Below are 18,022 nucleotides of genomic sequence, written 5' to 3'. Positions count from 1 at the left end.
GAATGCAATTTCAACAGCAAGACAATCGTAGTCCATTAGAACAATTCGGTCGTAACTTAATTGAAGAAGTGAAAAATGGAAAGATGGATCCTGTTATTGGTCGAGATGAAGAAATTCGAAATGTCATTCGAATCCTATCAAGAAAAACAAAAAATAATCCGATTCTAATAGGTGAGCCTGGCGTCGGTAAAACGGCAATTGTTGAAGGGCTTGCACAACGAATCGTTCGTAAGGATGTACCTGAAGGGTTAAAAAATTGTCTTTTATATGAGCTTGATATGAGTGCATTAATCGCAGGGGCTAGCTATCGAGGGCAATTTGAAGAACGGCTGAAGGGTGTATTAAAAGAGGTAAAAGATTCTGAAGGTCAAATCATTTTATTTATAGATGAGATTCACACAATTGTGGGTGCTGGTAAAACAGATGGAGCAATGGATGCGGGCAATATGCTAAAGCCGATGCTTGCACGAGGTGAGCTGCATTGTATTGGAGCAACTACATTAGATGAATACCGTATGTACATTGAAAAAGATCCGGCTCTTGAGCGTCGATTCCAGCAGGTAATTGTCCGAGAGCCATCTATCGAGGACACGGTATCGATTTTGCGAGGGTTAAAGGAACGCTTTCAAGTACATCACAAAGTGAGCATTCATGATCGTGCCATCATTGCAGCAGCGGAGCTTTCTAACCGTTATATTACGGAACGATTCCTGCCGGATAAGGCAATCGATTTGATCGATGAGGCATGCGCGATGATTCGTACTGAAATCGATTCAATGCCGCAAGAGCTTGATATGGTAACTCGTCGGGTATTACAGTTAGAAATTGAAGAGCAGGCATTGAAAAAGGAAAAAGATGCTCAAAGTCAAAAGCGTCTGGAAGCATTAAGAGCTGAATTGTCTAATTTAAAGGATTCTACAGAGAAGATACGTAAGCAATGGGAAAGTGAAAAACAAAGCCTGCAAGCTATTCAGAAAAAACGTGAACAGCTTGAAAGCTATCGACGAGACTTAGAGGACGCAGAAAGTAAATATGATTTAAACAAAGCAGCGGAGCTCCGTCATGGTAAAATTCCAACCTTAGAGAAGGAGTTAACTATTTTAGAGGAGGAGCTGAACAGTAGCTCTGACACAAGAATTCTCCGAGAGGAAGTAACTGCAGAAGAAATTGCTTCCATCATCTCAAGATGGACAGGCATTCCGGTTACTAAGCTTGTAGAGGGTGAGAGAGACAAGCTCCTGCGTTTAAAGGAAACATTACATGAACGAGTTGTTGGTCAAGAAAATGCCGTTAAGCTTGTGACTGAAGCCGTTTGGCGGGCTCGCTCAGGCATTAAAGATCCAAATCGACCAATTGGTTCGTTTATATTCCTCGGTCCTACTGGTGTTGGGAAAACGGAACTTGCGAAAGCTTTAGCAGCACAGCTTTTTGATTCAGAGGATCATTTTATTCGCATTGATATGAGTGAATATATGGAAAAACATAGTGTTTCCAGACTTGTCGGTGCGCCTCCAGGATATATTGGCTATGAAGAGGGTGGCCAATTAACAGAAGCTGTTCGTCGTAATCCATACTCGGTAGTACTTTTGGATGAAATTGAAAAAGCACATCCTGATGTTGCAAATATCTTACTTCAAATATTAGATGACGGGCGAATTACAGATAGTCAAGGGCGTTTGGTTAACTTTACTAATACAGTGGTGATTATGACATCTAATATCGGCTCGCATTATTTACTTGAAGCTAAGCCAGAACACCAGCAATCTATAGAAGATCTAGTTATGACTGAATTAGGTGCCCACTTTAAACCAGAGCTTTTAAATCGTGTGGATGACATTATTACCTTCCATGCATTGAGTACCGAACATTTCCACGCAATCGCCTGGAAATATGTTGGTCAGCTGCAGGAGCGTGTGGCTGAACAAGAGATTGAGCTAAAGGTAACTGATGAGGTAGTCGATTGGATTGTACAACATGGGATTGATCTTCAATTTGGAGCAAGACCTTTAAAACGCTTTATTCAACGAAATGTCGAAACAGCAGTAGCAAAAGAATTATTAAAGGGAGAAGTTCTTCCAGGAGAAAGCTTATATGCTACATTAGAGGATGGCCAATTACTAGTGAAAAAATAGAAAGCTTAATATCCGAAAAAAACGGGTAGCTCTATTTAAAGAGTTACCCGTTTAAAATATATAATAGAAAAATAAAAGCACTTCATAGAAGAAGTGCTAAAATTCTAAATTAGTGATGATCTGCTTCTGGTGTTGGGTCGTTTGGAATAATCGCACCAATGATAAAGATTAAAATTGTAAAAATAACACCAAGAATTAAGCTAGTTGAAAGTACAAATGGTACAGCTAAAACTGAGCTTACTACATAATTTAACATTAACATTAATAGAACAGACCAAATTAAAGTCATTACATATTGCATTCTTTTTCACCTCTATAAAACAATTTTAAATAGTATTCCAATTTTCATCTTAATTATCATAACATATACAATCATAAAAAAGAACTACAAACTTAAGAACAAATCGTGAATAAAAGGTTGAGGTTCTTTTTTTTATGAGCTATAATTATTACCAGGTACTAAATGTTAGTAGTAAACTGGGGGGATTAAAATGAACGCAGGGATCATTGGATTGGGGAAATACGTTCCAGAGAAGGTTGTAACAAATTTTGATATAGAGAAAACTTTAGATACAAATGATGAATGGATTCGTACAAGAACTGGTATAGAAGAAAGAAGAATCGCAGGGCCGGAAGAAAATACTTCTGATTTAGCGTATAACGCTGCCATCAATGCGATTGAAAATGCGAACATAACGGCAGATCAAATCGGGTTAATCTTAGTTGCTACGGTAACGCCAGATCGAGGTTTTCCAAGTGTTGCATGTCAAATTCAAGAAAGATTAGGCGCTGTAAATGCTGCTGCAATGGATGTGTCGGCAGCTTGTTCAGGCTTTATATATGCGCTTGCTACTGCTAAGCAATTTATTGAAAGTAAGAGTTATCAATATATCCTAGTAGTAGGTGTTGAAAAACTATCCAAAATCACTGACTGGAATGATCGTAATACAGCAGTATTGTTCGGAGACGGCGCCTGTGCGGCAGTAGTTAGTGAGGTAAGTGAAGGAAGAGGTATTTTATCATTTGAATTAGGTGCAGATGGAACTGGGGGTAAACACCTATTCTTGAATGATGAACATACAATTACCATGAATGGCCGAGAAGTTTTCAAATTTGCGGTTAGACAAATGGGCGAGTCAGCTGTTTCCGTTCTAGATAAAGCGGGACTATCGAAACAGGACGTGGATTTACTAATTCCACACCAAGCCAATATTCGTATTATGGAAGCATCTCGCGAAAGACTTGAGTTACCCGAAGAAAAACTTTCAAAGCATATCCACAAGTACGGAAATACCTCCTCTGCTTCTATCGGACTTGCTTTGGCAGACGAATTAGAAGATGGTAAAATCAAAGATGACGATATTATCGTATTAGTTGGTTTTGGTGGCGGCCTAACTTGGGGTGCAGCTGTCATTAAGTGGGGAAAATAGTACTGTAAAAATGCTAGCAGTTTAAAACCAAAGGGGGATTTTAAAACGATGAAAAGAAGAGTTGTTATTACGGGAATTGGAGCTGTTACTCCTTTAGGAAATTCAATAGAAGAAACATGGGAAAATGTAATCGCTGGGAAATCTGGTGTTGGCGCATTGACGCGATTAGATGCAGAGAAATTTCCAGTTAAAATAGCAGCAGAAGTGAAAGATTTTGATATCGAACAATATGTTGAGAAAAAAGAAGCGCGAAAAATGGACCGTTTCACTCATTATGCTTTAGCGTCCTCCATCATGGCCATGATGGATTCAGGCTTAACAATTACAGAAGAAATCGCTCCTCGTGTTGGTGTATGGATTGGCTCTGGGATTGGTGGGATGGAAACATACGAAAATCAATATGTAACCTTCCAAGAACGCGGCGTACGACGAGTAAGCCCATTCTTCGTTCCGATGATGATTCCTAACATGGCTTCTGGTCAAGTTTCAATTCACTTTGGTGCAAAAGGGATTAACTCTTGTTCTGTAACTGCTTGTGCTTCAGGAACGAACTCAATTGGTGATGCATTCAAAGTAATTCAACGCGGGGATGCTGACGCTATGATTACGGGTGGAGCAGAGGCACCAATCGTAAATATGGCAGTAGCAGGCTTCTGTTCAAGTACTGCACTTTCACTAAATCCAGATGCTGAAATTGCTTCTCGTCCTTTTGATGCAAACCGTGATGGCTTTGTTATCGGTGAAGGAGCAGGTATCTTAATCTTAGAGGAATATGAATTTGCTAAAGCTCGTGGTGCTAAAATCTATGCTGAAATCGTTGGCTATGGTTCAACAGGAGATGCTCATCATATTACAGCTCCAGCTCCAGAGGGTGAGGGTGCTGCAAGAGCGATTCGTCAAGCATTAGAGGATGGCGATGTGGATCCAACACAAGTCGGTTATATAAATGCTCATGGTACGAGTACACCATATAATGATTTATTTGAAACAAAAGCAGTGAAAACTGTCTTTGCAGATCATGCCTATAATCTAGCGATGAGTTCTACAAAATCAATGACTGGCCACTTACTAGGTGCTGCTGGTGGGGTAGAAGCTATCTTTACTGCATTAGCTTTAAAAGAGGGCATTTTACCTCCAACTATTAATCTAACAACGCCAGACCCAGAATGTGATTTAGACTATATTCCAAATACTGCACGTAATCAGTATGTTGAATACGCAATGAGTAACTCACTTGGCTTTGGTGGACATAATGCAAGTATCTTGTTGAAAAAGGTTGATTAAATAGGCTGATAGAATCTAGCAAATATCTAGCTGCTTTTCCAGCCTCATAATCCCTGTAAGGATTTGTCGATAAGTTAAATGCCTTTAGCGAAAAGCTAAAGGCATTTTTATGTTGGTAAATGAATATTTAGTTAATATAAGGATGGTGGACATGTTTCGATTTATGCTGTTTTTATTTAGCTATGGTATTTGCGTAATGTCAGTAGGAAACCTACTACTGTATTTAAACTATCGTACGCTCGGATATTCTTGGTCAGCTGTTTGGGCTTTTATCGTTACTACAAACGAGCTTTATATGGCCATTGGTTCGATCGTTATACTGTTTATCTTGATTTTCGACCTAAGCCCATCGCGTTTTCCATTTGTTTAATCGTTTTTGAAGCGATGGCATTTGCTTTTTCAGCACCCTCATCAAGAATTCTATCCAACTCTGCAGATTCGATTAAATCATTGAATCGTTGCTGGATCGGCTCTAAATGCTCCACTAAGCTTGTTGCAACGCCCTCTTTAAAGGCACCATAACCTAGGCCATCATATTTTTGTACTAGAGAAGGGATATCGATTCCTGTAACAGCAGATTCGATTGTTAATAGGTTCGAAACGCCAGGTTTGTTTACCTCGTCAAATGCTACATAACCATCGGAATCCGTAACTGCGGATTTGATTTTCTTTTCAATTTGCTTCGGTGTATCTAAGAAGCGTACTGTTGCTTTTGTATTTGGGTCAGACTTACTCATTTTCTTTGTAGGCTCCTGTAGAGACTTAATACGTGCGCCAGCTTTTGGTAATTGGATTTCTGGAATAACAAATACATCACCATAACGCTTATTGAAACGCTCTGCAAGATCGCGTGTTAGCTCGATATGTTGCTTTTGGTCATCGCCTACTGGTACGATCGTCGTGTTATATAAAAGAATATCACCAGCCATTAATGGGGGATATGTTAATAAGCCAGCTGTTACGGATTCTTTCCCGTCTGACTTATCCTTGAATTGTGTCATGCGCTCAAGTTCACCGATTGTCGCTACACATTGTAGCATCCAGCCTGCTTGGGCATGGGCAGGTACCTCAGATTGGATAAATAAAGTTGATTTGTTTGGATCAATTCCAGTCGCTAAATATGTAGCTGCTAATGTACGGATATTTGAGCGCAATTCCTTTGGATCCTGAGGAACTGTTATGGCATGCTGATCCACGATACAATAAATTGCATTGCCCTCATCTTGTAGTGCCGGAAACTGCATAAAAGCCCCGATATAGTTACCTAAAGTAATAACTCCTGTTGGTTGAACCCCAGAAAAAATGGTTTTCATCGTAATTCCTCCTAAAATTAATTTTTAATATAAAAAAACACCATACGCTCCACAATACGCTAATGCGCATTGGGACGAATGATGTTGAATCCGCGGTACCACCCAGTTTGTCAATAATGACCACTTAGACTTCGTAACGTGAAGTATCCGTGCTTTACTACTACCTTCATAAAGCCACTCAAAAGTCCATTCCATATGCTCTGTCTTCTGTTTTCACCAACCACAGACTCTCTATGCACAAAGAGGCATATGTACTAATCTTTATCATCGTTTTTCAATTCATTTAAATGTACGATTCGTTAACAAACCTGATGTTCAATTATATAAAAAAATCATATACAAAATAAGTTTCAAAAGCAAATTTTATTTTCTTTTTATTTTTGGAATGAAATAGAAAGAATTTGGGGAATAATTGTATCGTGAAAGATAATTATTTTCTTTTGGTGAAATCTGTGTAAAACGAAGAGGTAATTAACAGAAATTTGCGATTTCTTCTCGATTAATGTCGACTAATTGAGAATTGGCTATATTTAATTGCTAAATGTTTACTTTAACCAAGTAAAGGGAATATTATTTGTGTACTATAACAAAAATATAGAATTTGCGTATAAACGAGAATAAATAGGTATAATTAATATTGCGTTTACTATCATTTTTAAATGTAAGCTATATCCAAAAGGCTAAGATTATTGTATAATTAAGACGTTGTTTTAATTAAACTAATTCTAAAATAATAAATACTTGATAATAGATTATATCCATCCCAATCGGAAAGGAAGTGTAATAATGATTGTAACATTATTTACATCACCAAGCTGTACGTCCTGCAGAAAAGCCAAAGCATGGCTGGAAGAGCATGAAATTGCTTATAGAGAGCGCAATATTTTTTCTGAGCCTTTAACAATCAGTGAAATAAAAGAAATACTTCGAATGACAGAGGATGGAACGGATGAAATTATCTCGACACGTTCTAAAATATTCCAAAAATTAAATGTTGATGTAGAAAGTTTACCGCTTCAACAATTATATGAGTTAATTCAAGAGTACCCTGGTTTACTTCGTCGTCCTATTATATTAGACGAAAAACGCTTACAGGTTGGGTACAATGAGGATGAGATTCGACGTTTCTTACCAAGAAAAGTTCGAGCGTTCCAATTACTTGAAGCACAAAAAATGGTTAATTAATCATTTCTAGGAATATTCTTGCGAGTATATCGATAAAATCCATTATCACTGGATTTTATCGTTTTTATTTTTTACAGGCTTATAAAGCGCAATCTAGTTAGCGAATATTTTGATAAAACCAGGTTTTCCAATCCAGTGAATGCATTACATAATTTTAGTACATGAGCAAGAAATTTCACACTTTATTTAACTAAAATCTGAATGCTTTCTACTTGATTTCAAATGCTTTGTCATCTACAATTTCAATATTCAAACTAATTTTTTCTGTAGTTGTTTTTTCTTTTCATTTCATATAGGTAATCATACAATAGAATTATAGAATAAAGCATAGATATATAGAAAAAAAGCTTTAGTTCTGTAATAAGTTGTTATGAATGCTGTGTTTTGAATTGTTTGGTTTAAGTTTAGCAATCCAAAACATACTAAGAACGCTTTCTTTGTTTTTCAACGAATGACTGTGAAGGGAGTTGAAGTCTAATGGACATCGAACGCGTAAACGAAAACACAATAAAGCTCTTTATTACTTATCGTGATATTGAGGACCGCGGTTATAGTCGCGAAGAGATTTGGTACAACAGAAATAAAGGGGAAGAACTTTTCTGGGATATGATTGGCGAAATAAATACAGAAGATTACTTTGACCTTGATGGACCAATTTGGATTCATGTAAATGCCTCTGAACATGGCCTTGAAGTAATTGTAACAAGAGCTAACATAAATTCCGATGGGGAATCCAACGGGTTGCTATCCGGTTTCGATGAGCATCGAGATGCTGCTCATAAAAATTTAGATGACTCTATTTTTGATGCCTTTGATGACGACGATATTAATCAACTCGGTCTCAATAATATATCTCTTTATAAATTTAAAGACATTGACGAAATTATTCCTGTTGCAAAACGTGTAGTATCACATGGCGTACATTCTTCCTTGTACAAATATGAAAAATACTATTTCTTGGCAGTTGATTTCTCAAATCTCGAAGAAAACCAAGAACGTCAAGATATCCGTGCAATTATTAATGAATATCTTGCTGGTTCTAAAATGACGATTTATCGTATTCAAGAATATGGCGAAACAATTATGGAACAGGATTGTTTTGAAACAGTACTTCAATACTTCGCTTAAGCTGTGAAATAGGTTGTAATAACCTAATTGAAGCACAAATCTAATTTAACATTTCAACGGGCTCCGAAACTGTTTTTCAAAATTCTTGAAATGGAGTTTAGTGCCCGTTATATAAAATGAGGTGTCTTGAATACAAGGCATCTCTTTTTTGTTTTAAAATGAGGCAAAATTTAAGTTTGGCTACTATTTACAGAAAATATTGAAAAGCTATTATAGTCAATTTATAATAAGCAAAAGGAGGTGTGCTATGCTTGTAGCTTATACAGAGCAGAATGAGCCCTTTATATTGAATTCAAGCATGCCTCAAACAACATTACATCAGCTTCGTAGCTCCAAAAAGTTTTACTGCCCACTATGTAAACAACAGCTATTATTTAAAATTGGTTCCTTAAAAATTCCCCATTTTGCCCATATCTCAAAAAGTAACTGTGACTATCTATTTTCAGATAGAGAATCCGAAATCCATTTAAAAGGTAAAGAGCAACTATATAACCATTTTAAGGCATTGAGTATCGATACCGAGTTAGAGGCTTATTTACCAAGTATTCAGCAAAGACCAGATATTCTATTGCAAGATCAAAATAAAAAACAATTCGCCATTGAGTTTCAGTGCAGCCCAATCTCGCAAGAAAGATTAATAGAGCGAAACGAGGGATATGCTAGTGAGAAAATTTCTCCAATCTGGATTCCCAACACACCAAGCAATATTGTAAAAAAAGGGATTCAAAAAATATCTCTTACTAAAAACCATCAGCAATTTTTATTATCCTCTGAACACCATCCATATCTTATGACGTACAATCCAGCTGTGCGACAGTTTTTTTATATTTCAAATCTAATTTTTCTTCAGGGCAACCGCTTTATCTCTAAAGTACAAGCTATCCCTATTGACCATCAAAAGTTCCCATTTTATCTTCCGAGACCATTAACCCAAAATGAGTTCAAACAATATTTGCTTATTAATAACCAAGAGAAACATAAGTATTTACAAGACAGAGTATTATTAAGTAGGAGAGGTGTAAAGGACATACTATTAAGAAGTGTCTATGAATTACGTTTAAATTTGCACGCTTTACCTAATTATATAGGTATACCGCTTGTTGGAAATGATGAATTTCAAGTGTTTTCGGTTGATTGGCAGCTTGCAATCTTTTATTTTATTCACATAAACCAAATTGAGCTAAGGCATATGAAGGGACAAACTATTTTCTACTTTTTAAAGTGGGCGAGCTTGCCTCAGAATGAAAGAGCGAAAAATGTAGTGCAACAATATTGCAGAATACTTGAAGAGCTGTCAATACAGCATTCCTATCAATCTATCCAAGAGGAAAAGTTATTAGAGGTTTTATATAATCATTTCCTTGCAATATAGACGAAATATTGAGAAAATAAACATGTGATTCGAATTTCGAAATAACTGTATCGGAGGATTTAAAATGGCTAAAAAAGTGTTAACTCGTGATGAAGTACCAGTAGATTTAACTTGGAATTTAGAAGGAATTTTCCAATCAGACGAAGCATGGGAGCAGGAATTCAAGGAAATTGAAAAATTAATCCCTGAGGCTGAAAAATATAAAGGGAAAGTGGCTGAAAGTGCACAAGCTTTATATGAAACATTACAATTTAGCGATAAACTATCAGAACGCTTTGGAAAACTTTATGTATATAGCCATTTAAAGCATGACCAGGATACAACAAATGGTAAATATCAAGCAACAGATAGTAGAATCCGTTCACTAGGAGCAAAATTTTCTGCTGCATGGTCATTTGTAACACCTGAAATTTTATCAATCGATGAAGAGACGATCAATAGCTACATTAATGAGTATGAGCCATTAACATTGTACAAGCAAATGTTAACTGAGTTGAATTTAGAACGTCCACATGTATTAACTGCCGATAAAGAAGAATTGCTTGCACAATTCTCTGAGGTTACAGGAGCATCTGGAAATACGTTCAGTGCATTAAACAATGCAGATTTAGAATTCCCAACAGTCAAAAATGACAAAGGGGAAGACGTACAGTTAACACATGGAAACTATGTTACTTTCTTGGAGAGCGACAACCGTGAAGTACGTGAAAATGCATTCAAAGCAATGTACAAAACGTATGGTCAATTTAAAAATACATTTGCTACTACTTTAGCTGGAAATGTAAAAGCTCATAACGTCAGTGCAAGAATACGTAATTACGGGTCTGCACGACAAAGTGCGATGAGCAACAACCATATTCCAGAAAAGGTATACGATCAGCTTGTTTCAACAATTCATGAATTTTTACCAGTATTACATCGCTACGTTGCATTGCGCAAGCAGGTATTAGGTATAGAAGAATTACACATGTACGATCTATTCACTCCTTTAGTAAAAGAAGTGAAAATTGAAATGCCATATGAAAAAGCAAAGGATATTATGGTAAAAAGCTTCGAGCCTCTTGGTAAAGAATATCAAGCTACTGTACAAAAGGGCTTAGACAGCCGCTGGGTAGATGTATTGGAAAACAAAGGGAAAAGAAGTGGTGCTTATTCATCGGGTACTTATGGCACAAACCCATTCATCCTTATGAACTGGCAAAACAACCTAGACAACCTATTTACATTAGCTCATGAGTTTGGCCACAGTATGCACAGCTATTATACACGTGCAAACCAACCATACCCATACGGAAGATATTCAATCTTCGTAGCAGAGGTTGCCTCTACTTGTAACGAGGAATTATTATTCGACCATCTGTTAAAAACAACTGAGGATGCTCAGCAAAAAATCTATTTATTAAATCACTGGTTAGATGGATTCCGTAGTACAGTATTCCGCCAAACAATGTTTGCTGAATTTGAGCATATCATCCATGACCTAGACCAAAAAGGTGAGGCAATTACGGCTGAGCGCCTAACTGAAATCTACTATGATTTAAATAAACAATACTTTGGTGAAGAAATGACAGTTGATGAGGAAATTGGTTTAGAATGGGCTAGAATCCCGCACTTCTATTACAATTACTATGTATACCAATATGCAACAGGTCAAAGTGCTGCAACAGCTTTAAGCAAGCAAATTCTTGAAGAAGGCCAACCAGCAGTAGAACGTTATATCAATAACTTCTTAAAAGCTGGATGCTCTGATTTCCCAATCGAAGTATTAAAAGCAGCAGGAGTAGATATGGAATCACCTGCACCAATCCAAGAAGCATGTAAAGTATTTGAAGAAAAACTAAATGAACTTGAAGGTTTGTTGTTGAAATAAGCTTGGTAATTAAAACGCTCCACAGGTGGATTTAAACTGTGGAGCATTTTTTATTCGAGTTAGGGGAGGGAGATAGGTGGGGTGCTACAACCCAAAATCAAATTAAGTTACTATAAATACAATAGTAATTTTGTATTCAATTTTCTAAATGTTTCACAATAGAGCTTTCTAAATCTAAAAGCATACATGTAGCATAGGTATAAGTGGCAATATATAATATCACTATGAAAACGGTTACTATATGACGAATTTGTGAAACTATTTTCATAGTATTGCATACATTATTATTCCGTGATAAAGTAAATACGTGAAATAAATCACATAACAAACATACACCCCTTTGTTTGAACGTGAACATTTCTCCCATCCCCTTTGTGAGAGGCGTCAGTCGATGACGCCTCTTTTTATTGCGTTTAGAGTCAAAAACTGTTTACCTCTAATTACACCTATATAATCTTTCTACTCCTAACTCACTCTAAGTTTAATGTGATAGGCCTAAAAAAATAGACAAAGCCATTGTGACTTTGTCTACTTGAAATTTAATATAATAATAGTTTTAAGATTAATAAGTGCTGATTAAGTTAACTTGCGACGCCAGAGGGTGATTTCTTCATTACATAGGCGTTCGATTTTTTGTTGGAGCATACGTTTTTTTAACTCGCGTTCAGCTTCCTGTGTGGAGATGGAGTAGATTGCTGCAACATCGCTTGTCGTTAATGTATGGTATCTAGCAAATAATTCATCGAAAGTGGGGAGTGGGTTACAAATGATTGCCTCATTCATCATTTCTTGAAGTATTTGGACATACACCTCATAAGCGTACATGCCACTTACCTTTAATCCTTCGTCTTCTATGCATTCATTAAAGAATACAATGCTTGGTACTTCTTCAATTTCCATTTCACGTGTGATGTGTAAATCACATTGAAAAGCACGAGCAGCCTCCTTGGATCCAAAATCAGAAATGAATTCTTCAATATCAATATTGGATTCCTTGGCAATTTCGATTAGTGCTGAATAGGAAGTAACTTCCTTTGTTTTTAAAAGCGCATGCTCCTGTAATTTAAGTAAAAAGCGAGCCGATGCACGTTTACCTTGTAATTCTGCTGCTTTAATCGCAATCGATGGAAGTGCAGGATGGGTAATATCTAATTCAGCTCCAGTAATACAGCCTTTTGTGCGGCGGCCTAATGTATTGAGAGAAGCAAGCTTTGTACTTAAAATATAACGCCACGTAAAATAGTGGTCATATTCTAATTGAAGCTTGCGCAGCATCGTTTGCATTTTTAAGGCATTCTTACAAAGCGGATCTATAAAAATATATAATTCTATTGGTTTTGTAGTAGATGTAGGGGCAGGTTCTGATAATAATTGAACATTATTCACACTAACCCCTCCTCATCTTCATTTGGCGAGTTAATCATATGATTCGCCGTTAGGACAAGTCGTTGGTAATACACATCGCGGAATTTTCCCTCGAGTCCAACCTCATCCATCGCTTCCTTCATACATTCTAACCAGGCTTGTGCACGATCAGGTGTAATTTTAAATGGGATATGACGAGCTCTTAGCATTGGATGTCCATGTTCATCACTATATAAATTAGGCCCACCTAAGTACTGAGTCTGAAATTGAATTTGTCTTCTTGTTGTTTCAGTTAAATCCTCTGGAAAAATAGATTTTAACTGTGGATGTCTTCCAACACGTTCATAAAAAGCGTGAAGGAGCTCAGAAAGTTTTTCAGCACCAATTTCCTCGTAAGGAATCGTATATTTTCGATTCATAGGTGTACTCCTTTACTTCTTTTAGTATACGTAAGAAAATCCAAGTAGAGTATACTGATTAGTCTATAACCACTGTTTAAAAAATATGTGGTAAATACATTTTAACAACGTATTACCTTTTTCTCAAACAAATAGCATAACCGAGTCATAGAGTCTTTGTTGAAAGCATGAAAAAGCTTGTATGAAAAACGCTTCCAGGCATTAAGCGTTGTAATAATTAAGTACTTTAGTAACATAATTTTTTGTTTCAGTAAATGGCGGAATTCCACCATATTTTGAAACATTTCCTGGTCCAGCATTGTAGGCTGCTAATGCTAATTCAATATTTTGACCAAATTTATCTAGCATTTGACCTAAATATTTTGCACCGCCCATAATATTTTGAGCCGGATCTTTTGAGTCATTCACACCAAGGTATTTTGCAGTACCTGGCATCAGCTGCATTAAGCCTGTAGCACCTGCAGAGCTCACGGCATTTTCGTTGTAATTAGATTCTTGTTTCATGACAGCAGCGATTAGCTTTTGTGGTACACCATATGCTTGAGAGGCTTGTTCGATAATATCACTATATGCATTTGCCCCTGCTAATACATTTGTAAAGCCACCAGAATTTAAATAATCTTTATTTATATAATTTGAGAGGACACTCTCTTCGTTTTGTACTAATTCGTTGTAATAAGTATTTGGTAAAAAATTGGCTTCTCCATTTAAGGCAAAGGATGATAAGTAATTAGTATCCAATCCAGTAGTAGAAGTGCTATCTAAGCTTGCATAATGCCCAAGTAAATTTTCAGCTTCAGTAAGGGATGAGTTTGGTGTACTCATCATTTCGTTTAGGAACTGAGTGAAGATTGACTGATCATTAGATGCCGATTGAACATTGGCATCTGAATTACCAAATGATTGAATTGCTTGGAGTTCTAATAATGCTTTCATTGATGATATATTATTCAATACAATCAACCTCTCTCCAATTTTAATGCATTCATAAAGCGAGCGATTTTTTTATCTGCTACCTGCTTTGGAATGTTGTTTTCCTTTAAAAACTGATCGAAAATTTCTTTTCCGAGGGTTTCCTCGTCTGTTTCATATTCTACCTCATAATCATCGCAGTTTAAATAGAAAGAATGGTCAAACACAATAGTACCACCTTTGTAAGATAATTCCACGCGGTCAGTTGTTAACGTCCCAAATACCTTTAACTGATCAACTTGAACTCCTAATTGTAGTAGCTTTGCTTTAACACTTTCCGCAAAGAACCCTTTTCCTGCAAGCATTGAAGCAGCTTGTTCCTTAGAGATTTCATCAGTTGTTTCTAAATGTGTATTTTCAGCAGTTCGCTCTTTTAATGTACAAACAATTCGTTTTGTCGTTTCACGGATTCTTAAGCCACTTAATAATTTCTTTAGGTGAAAATCCTTTGTATCAAAATAATGGTTGGCTTGACGGACGATCATTTCATCGGTTACCTGGAATTTTTTTAATAGGTTTTCATATTGTTGTTTAGTTAAGACATTTTTAAATTCAATTTCTATTTCTTGTGCCATTATTTTTTTCCTTTCTTAATATGTATTTTCCACATTCTCTTTCTCGATTTGCAATGAGCTATGTTAAAATATGTAGAGAAAAGCTTAGAAGGGGAAGTTACATAATGCGAAATATATATTATATAGAGAAATATCAATTCGTACATAATGAGTTACACCTTAGTTTAAACGAAAATCAAAATGAAATTCAAATCCAACCTGCAGGACAGGTTTTGACAGATTCTGATCATTTAGCATTTATCTACCTGGTGGAAGAAGGGGGAGCATATAGCTATTTATATTTGCCGGATGACTTATGGCCGGCATTAGTACGCGTTTTACAGTCAGAGCAAAATCCATATCTTATATTGAATGAACAAAAAATCGAGCTTGAAAATTTCACTGAAGAATTGACTATGCTTCTTTTTAATATTGAAGGGAACGACAATTACGGAAAAACCTTTGTAGAAGCAGTAGAAACAGCTTTTACTGAAATTTTAAAAGAACAAGCATAGTAAAATACGCTAGCTGAAAGTCTTGCATTTGGGAGGAGTCTTCGATGGGAACGTGGGGAGATTTTTTAAGTCCTTATATTCAGGCAGTTGATGAGTTAAAGATAAAATTTAAAGGGATGCGTTCACAGTTTGGAGCTTCAGGAACAACTTCTCCAATTGAATTTGTGACAGGGCGTGTAAAACCTTTAGCAAGTATATATGATAAAAGCCTTGAAAAGGGCATTACGTTTGAGCCGTCAAAAAAATTGGCCAGTGATTTACAGGATATTGCGGGTATACGTATCATGTGTCAGTTTGTGGATGATATTTCAACGGTAGTCAATTTGATTCGTCAAAGAGATGATTTGAAAGTTGTTGAAGAAATAGATTACATTACATTTAGTAAGCCAAGTGGTTACCGCTCTTATCACATGATAGTGGCTTATCCTGTGGAAACAATTCAAGGGAAAATCGAAGTATTAGCGGAGATTCAAATAAGAACGTTAGCGATGAATTTCTGGGCCTCCATTGAACATTCAATGAACTATAAGTACAAAGGGGTATTCCCTGAGGAAATCAAGAATCGTCTACAAAATGCAGCTGAAGCAGCATTTAAGTTAGATGAAGAAATGTCTTCGATTAGAAGTGAAATACAAGAAGCACAAGTCTACTTTAGTGAGTTTAAGGACTCAACAAACCCAAAAATTCGAATTCAATCGACTACAGAGGAAAAGGAGCGTGAATAAGTTTTGAGATTTTCAATTCAATCACGCAGAGATTCCCAATCAAATGAATTGATGGAGCTCGCAAAAACGTATTTAACAGATTTTGGACTAATTTTAGACGAAGAAGAGCCTGAAATTGTGATTTCTATCGGTGGAGATGGTACCCTTCTGCATGCCTTCCATCGTCATGCGCATCGACTGGATAAAGTGGCGTTTGTAGGGATACATACCGGCCATCTTGGATTTTATGCAGACTGGAAACCATCTGAATTGGAGAAATTAGTGCTTTCCATTGCCAAAAATGAATTTAATGTAGTGGAATATCCGTTATTAGAGGTGCAAGTGCATACCCATAATTCAGATACTGCAAGATATTTGGCTTTAAATGAGGCAACCATTAAATCACCCGATGTAACTCTTGTTATGGATATAGAGTTAAATGGCAATCAATTTGAGCGATTTCGTGGAGATGGTTTGTGTGTTTCTACACCATCAGGAAGTACAGCTTATAACAAAGCACTCGGTGGAGCAATCATTCATCCTACTCTACAAGCGTTCCAAATTACAGAAATGGCTTCGATCAATAACCGAGTGTTCCGTACAGTAGGATCATCCCTAGTGCTACCGGCACACCATAGCTGTACATTAAAGCCAGTTAAAGATCAGCAATTCACGATGACAATTGATCATAAGCATCTATTACAAAGCGATTTAAAATGGATTACATTTAATGTGGCCAATGAAAAAGTACGTTTTGCACGCTTCCGTCCTTTTCCATTCTGGGAACGCGTACATGATTCGTTTGTTTCGAATGACTAATGAGGAGCTAGCATGGATAAAAGATTTAAGCTACAATTTCACGCAGAAAATGATGGGCAGCTTTTAAGAGATGCGATTAGTAAGTACGGTATTTCTAAAAGAGGGCTAACATCAATCAAATATCGTGGTGGGGCAATACTTGTGAATGGAGAGGAAAAAACGGTTCGACATGCTCTTAAAGCAGGAGATGTCATAACTGTTTATTTCCCTGAGGAGGAGTTTAGTGATGGGCTGATTGTTGAACATACAGATTTAACAATCCTTTATGAGGATGAGGCATTTTTAATGCTTGATAAACCAGCCTTCATGAACACAATTCCATCTCGTGAAAATCCTACAGGTAGTATGGCTAACTATATTTGCGGGTATTTTGAAAAGAAGGGGATACATTCAACGGTACATATTGTCACTAGACTAGACCGTGATACTTCTGGTATTGCCTGTATTGCAAAGCATAGTCATATCCATCATTTAATGGGGCTCCAGCAAAAGCAAAACCTTATCAATAAACAGTATGAAGCCATCGTTCATGGGCATGTAGCAGAAGACTCACAAGCAGTCATTGCGCCTATAGGTCGTAAAAATACAAGTATTATTGAGCGGGAGGTTCGTTTAGATGGACAAGCTTCCCATACAGATATAAAGGTGGTAAAAAGAGGTTTTACAAAGGATATGGAGCCAATCACCCATGTAAGGCTCAAGCTCCATACTGGCAGAACCCATCAAATTCGTGTGCATATGGCACATATTGGTCATCCTCTCGTTGGCGACGAGCTATATGGTGGAAGCAGGGAGCTTTTCAATAGACAAGCACTTCACTGTGTGATGCTTGAATTGACCCATCCTTTAACTAACAAAAAGCTGCAGGTTACAAGTGAAATTCCTGAGCCGATGCGAAATTTGATGAATAACTAAATGGAAGATGTTCGGAAAGTGTGCGAACATCTTTTATTTTTCTGT

General features: G+C 36.8%; 17 protein-coding genes and 1 other annotated feature. Of the genes, 11 read left to right on the top strand and 6 right to left on the bottom strand.

The features are described from left to right. Positions 1–2: 2 nt before the first annotated feature. Positions 3–2,132 carry an ATP-dependent Clp protease ATP-binding subunit gene (locus BJ095_RS09080; RefSeq protein WP_107935017.1) on the top strand — a complete coding sequence of 710 codons (2,130 nt, stop codon included), beginning with the start codon at positions 3–5 and terminating at the stop codon, positions 2,130–2,132. 109 nt (positions 2,133–2,241) lie between these two features. Here the strand turns inward: BJ095_RS09080 and BJ095_RS09075 are convergent, their stop codons facing one another. Beyond that, the gene (locus tag BJ095_RS09075) at positions 2,242–2,433 is read right to left on the bottom strand and encodes a YjzD family protein (protein ID WP_107935016.1); all 192 of its coding nucleotides are present in this window, start codon (positions 2,431–2,433) and stop codon (positions 2,242–2,244) included. A 190-nt stretch (positions 2,434–2,623) separates the two neighbouring features. Between BJ095_RS09075 and BJ095_RS09070 the strand changes: the two genes are divergently transcribed. Further along, positions 2,624–3,562, top strand: a complete 939-nt coding sequence (locus BJ095_RS09070) for a beta-ketoacyl-ACP synthase III (RefSeq protein ID WP_107935015.1) — start codon at positions 2,624–2,626, stop codon at positions 3,560–3,562. A 48-nt stretch (positions 3,563–3,610) separates the two neighbouring features. Beyond that, on the top strand, positions 3,611–4,846 hold the full coding sequence (gene fabF / locus BJ095_RS09065; RefSeq protein WP_107935014.1) for a beta-ketoacyl-ACP synthase II: 1,236 nt from the start codon (positions 3,611–3,613) through the stop codon (positions 4,844–4,846). A 323-nt stretch (positions 4,847–5,169) separates the two neighbouring features. On the opposite strand, the gene trpS is transcribed toward fabF, so the two are convergent. Beyond that, positions 5,170–6,159: a tryptophan--tRNA ligase gene (gene trpS / locus BJ095_RS09055; RefSeq protein WP_107935012.1), complete on the bottom strand. Its 990-nt coding sequence runs from the start codon at positions 6,157–6,159 to the stop codon at positions 5,170–5,172. A gap of 67 nt (positions 6,160–6,226) precedes the next feature. Beyond that, positions 6,227–6,436 (bottom strand) — a binding site (T-box leader). Positions 6,437–6,948: 512 nt separating this feature from the next. On the opposite strand from trpS, the gene spxA reads away from it, so the two are divergent. The 4 genes from spxA (at position 6,949) to pepF (ending at position 11,714) form a co-directional block, all read left to right on the top strand. Further along, positions 6,949–7,344 (top strand): transcriptional regulator SpxA, encoded by a 396-nt coding sequence (gene spxA / locus BJ095_RS09050; protein ID WP_181418012.1) that lies wholly within the window; start codon positions 6,949–6,951, stop codon positions 7,342–7,344. Positions 7,345–7,821: 477 nt separating this feature from the next. After that, the gene (gene mecA, locus BJ095_RS09045) at positions 7,822–8,472 is read left to right on the top strand and encodes an adaptor protein MecA (protein ID WP_107935010.1); all 651 of its coding nucleotides are present in this window, start codon (positions 7,822–7,824) and stop codon (positions 8,470–8,472) included. A 247-nt stretch (positions 8,473–8,719) separates the two neighbouring features. Then, on the top strand, positions 8,720–9,844 hold the full coding sequence (locus tag BJ095_RS09040) for a competence protein CoiA (protein ID WP_107935009.1): 1,125 nt from the start codon (positions 8,720–8,722) through the stop codon (positions 9,842–9,844). 64 nt (positions 9,845–9,908) lie between these two features. Next, the gene (pepF, locus tag BJ095_RS09035; protein ID WP_107935008.1) at positions 9,909–11,714 is read left to right on the top strand and encodes an oligoendopeptidase F; all 1,806 of its coding nucleotides are present in this window, start codon (positions 9,909–9,911) and stop codon (positions 11,712–11,714) included. A gap of 576 nt (positions 11,715–12,290) precedes the next feature. On the opposite strand, the gene BJ095_RS09030 is transcribed toward pepF, so the two are convergent. The 4 genes from BJ095_RS09030 to BJ095_RS09015 all read right to left on the bottom strand — a co-directional run bounded on the left by BJ095_RS09030 (position 12,291) and on the right by BJ095_RS09015 (position 15,045). Continuing rightward, positions 12,291–13,100, bottom strand: coding sequence for a DsbA family protein (locus BJ095_RS09030; protein ID WP_107935007.1), 810 nt, complete (start codon positions 13,098–13,100; stop codon positions 12,291–12,293). Next, the gene (locus BJ095_RS09025; RefSeq protein ID WP_107935006.1) at positions 13,097–13,498 is read right to left on the bottom strand and encodes a globin domain-containing protein; all 402 of its coding nucleotides are present in this window, start codon (positions 13,496–13,498) and stop codon (positions 13,097–13,099) included. Before BJ095_RS09025 ends, BJ095_RS09030 begins: the two co-directional genes overlap by 4 nt. Positions 13,499–13,699: 201 nt before the next feature. Further along, positions 13,700–14,434, bottom strand: coding sequence for a lytic transglycosylase domain-containing protein (locus BJ095_RS19390; protein ID WP_107935034.1), 735 nt, complete (start codon positions 14,432–14,434; stop codon positions 13,700–13,702). A gap of 23 nt (positions 14,435–14,457) precedes the next feature. Next, on the bottom strand, positions 14,458–15,045 hold the full coding sequence (locus BJ095_RS09015) for a CYTH domain-containing protein (RefSeq protein WP_107935005.1): 588 nt from the start codon (positions 15,043–15,045) through the stop codon (positions 14,458–14,460). Between the two features lie 104 nt (positions 15,046–15,149). On the opposite strand from BJ095_RS09015, the gene BJ095_RS09010 reads away from it, so the two are divergent. The 4 genes from BJ095_RS09010 to BJ095_RS08995 are packed head-to-tail and all read left to right on the top strand — an operon-like array spanning position 15,150 to position 17,977. Next, positions 15,150–15,539, top strand: coding sequence for a UPF0738 family protein (locus BJ095_RS09010; RefSeq protein WP_107935004.1), 390 nt, complete (start codon positions 15,150–15,152; stop codon positions 15,537–15,539). Positions 15,540–15,583: 44 nt separating this feature from the next. Further along, on the top strand, positions 15,584–16,264 hold the full coding sequence (locus tag BJ095_RS09005) for a GTP pyrophosphokinase (RefSeq protein WP_107935003.1): 681 nt from the start codon (positions 15,584–15,586) through the stop codon (positions 16,262–16,264). Positions 16,265–16,267: 3 nt separating this feature from the next. Then, positions 16,268–17,062 carry an NAD kinase gene (locus BJ095_RS09000; protein WP_107935002.1) on the top strand — a complete coding sequence of 265 codons (795 nt, stop codon included), beginning with the start codon at positions 16,268–16,270 and terminating at the stop codon, positions 17,060–17,062. Positions 17,063–17,074: 12 nt separating this feature from the next. Further along, positions 17,075–17,977: an RluA family pseudouridine synthase gene (locus BJ095_RS08995; RefSeq protein ID WP_107935001.1), complete on the top strand. Its 903-nt coding sequence runs from the start codon at positions 17,075–17,077 to the stop codon at positions 17,975–17,977. Positions 17,978–18,022: the final 45 nt, after the last annotated feature.

It is taken from the genome of Ureibacillus chungkukjangi, from assembly GCF_003217295.1.
In the GTDB taxonomy this organism is placed as follows: domain Bacteria; phylum Bacillota; class Bacilli; order Bacillales_A; family Planococcaceae; genus Ureibacillus; species Ureibacillus chungkukjangi.
Note: the sequence above shows the minus strand (reverse complement) of the source record. Positions and strands in the feature narration are given on the sequence as shown.

What these genes read in the sequence shown, in the direction of transcription:
- BJ095_RS09040 (WP_107935009.1), top strand. Translation starts at nt 8,720, where the DNA reads ATGCTTGTAGCTTATACAGAGCAGAATGAGCCCTTTATATTGAATTCA.
- BJ095_RS19390 (WP_107935034.1), bottom strand. Translation starts at nt 14,434, where the DNA reads ATGAAAGCATTATTAGAACTCCAAGCAATTCAATCATTTGGTAATTCA.
- pepF (WP_107935008.1), top strand. Translation starts at nt 9,909, where the DNA reads ATGGCTAAAAAAGTGTTAACTCGTGATGAAGTACCAGTAGATTTAACT.
- BJ095_RS09015 (WP_107935005.1), bottom strand. Translation starts at nt 15,045, where the DNA reads ATGGCACAAGAAATAGAAATTGAATTTAAAAATGTCTTAACTAAACAA.
- BJ095_RS09080 (WP_107935017.1), top strand. Translation starts at nt 3, where the DNA reads ATGCAATTTCAACAGCAAGACAATCGTAGTCCATTAGAACAATTCGGT.
- mecA (WP_107935010.1), top strand. Translation starts at nt 7,822, where the DNA reads ATGGACATCGAACGCGTAAACGAAAACACAATAAAGCTCTTTATTACT.
- BJ095_RS08995 (WP_107935001.1), top strand. Translation starts at nt 17,075, where the DNA reads ATGGATAAAAGATTTAAGCTACAATTTCACGCAGAAAATGATGGGCAG.
- BJ095_RS09005 (WP_107935003.1), top strand. Translation starts at nt 15,584, where the DNA reads ATGGGAACGTGGGGAGATTTTTTAAGTCCTTATATTCAGGCAGTTGAT.
- BJ095_RS09025 (WP_107935006.1), bottom strand. Translation starts at nt 13,498, where the DNA reads ATGAATCGAAAATATACGATTCCTTACGAGGAAATTGGTGCTGAAAAA.
- trpS (WP_107935012.1), bottom strand. Translation starts at nt 6,159, where the DNA reads ATGAAAACCATTTTTTCTGGGGTTCAACCAACAGGAGTTATTACTTTA.
- BJ095_RS09070 (WP_107935015.1), top strand. Translation starts at nt 2,624, where the DNA reads ATGAACGCAGGGATCATTGGATTGGGGAAATACGTTCCAGAGAAGGTT.
- fabF (WP_107935014.1), top strand. Translation starts at nt 3,611, where the DNA reads ATGAAAAGAAGAGTTGTTATTACGGGAATTGGAGCTGTTACTCCTTTA.
- BJ095_RS09010 (WP_107935004.1), top strand. Translation starts at nt 15,150, where the DNA reads ATGCGAAATATATATTATATAGAGAAATATCAATTCGTACATAATGAG.
- BJ095_RS09075 (WP_107935016.1), bottom strand. Translation starts at nt 2,433, where the DNA reads ATGCAATATGTAATGACTTTAATTTGGTCTGTTCTATTAATGTTAATG.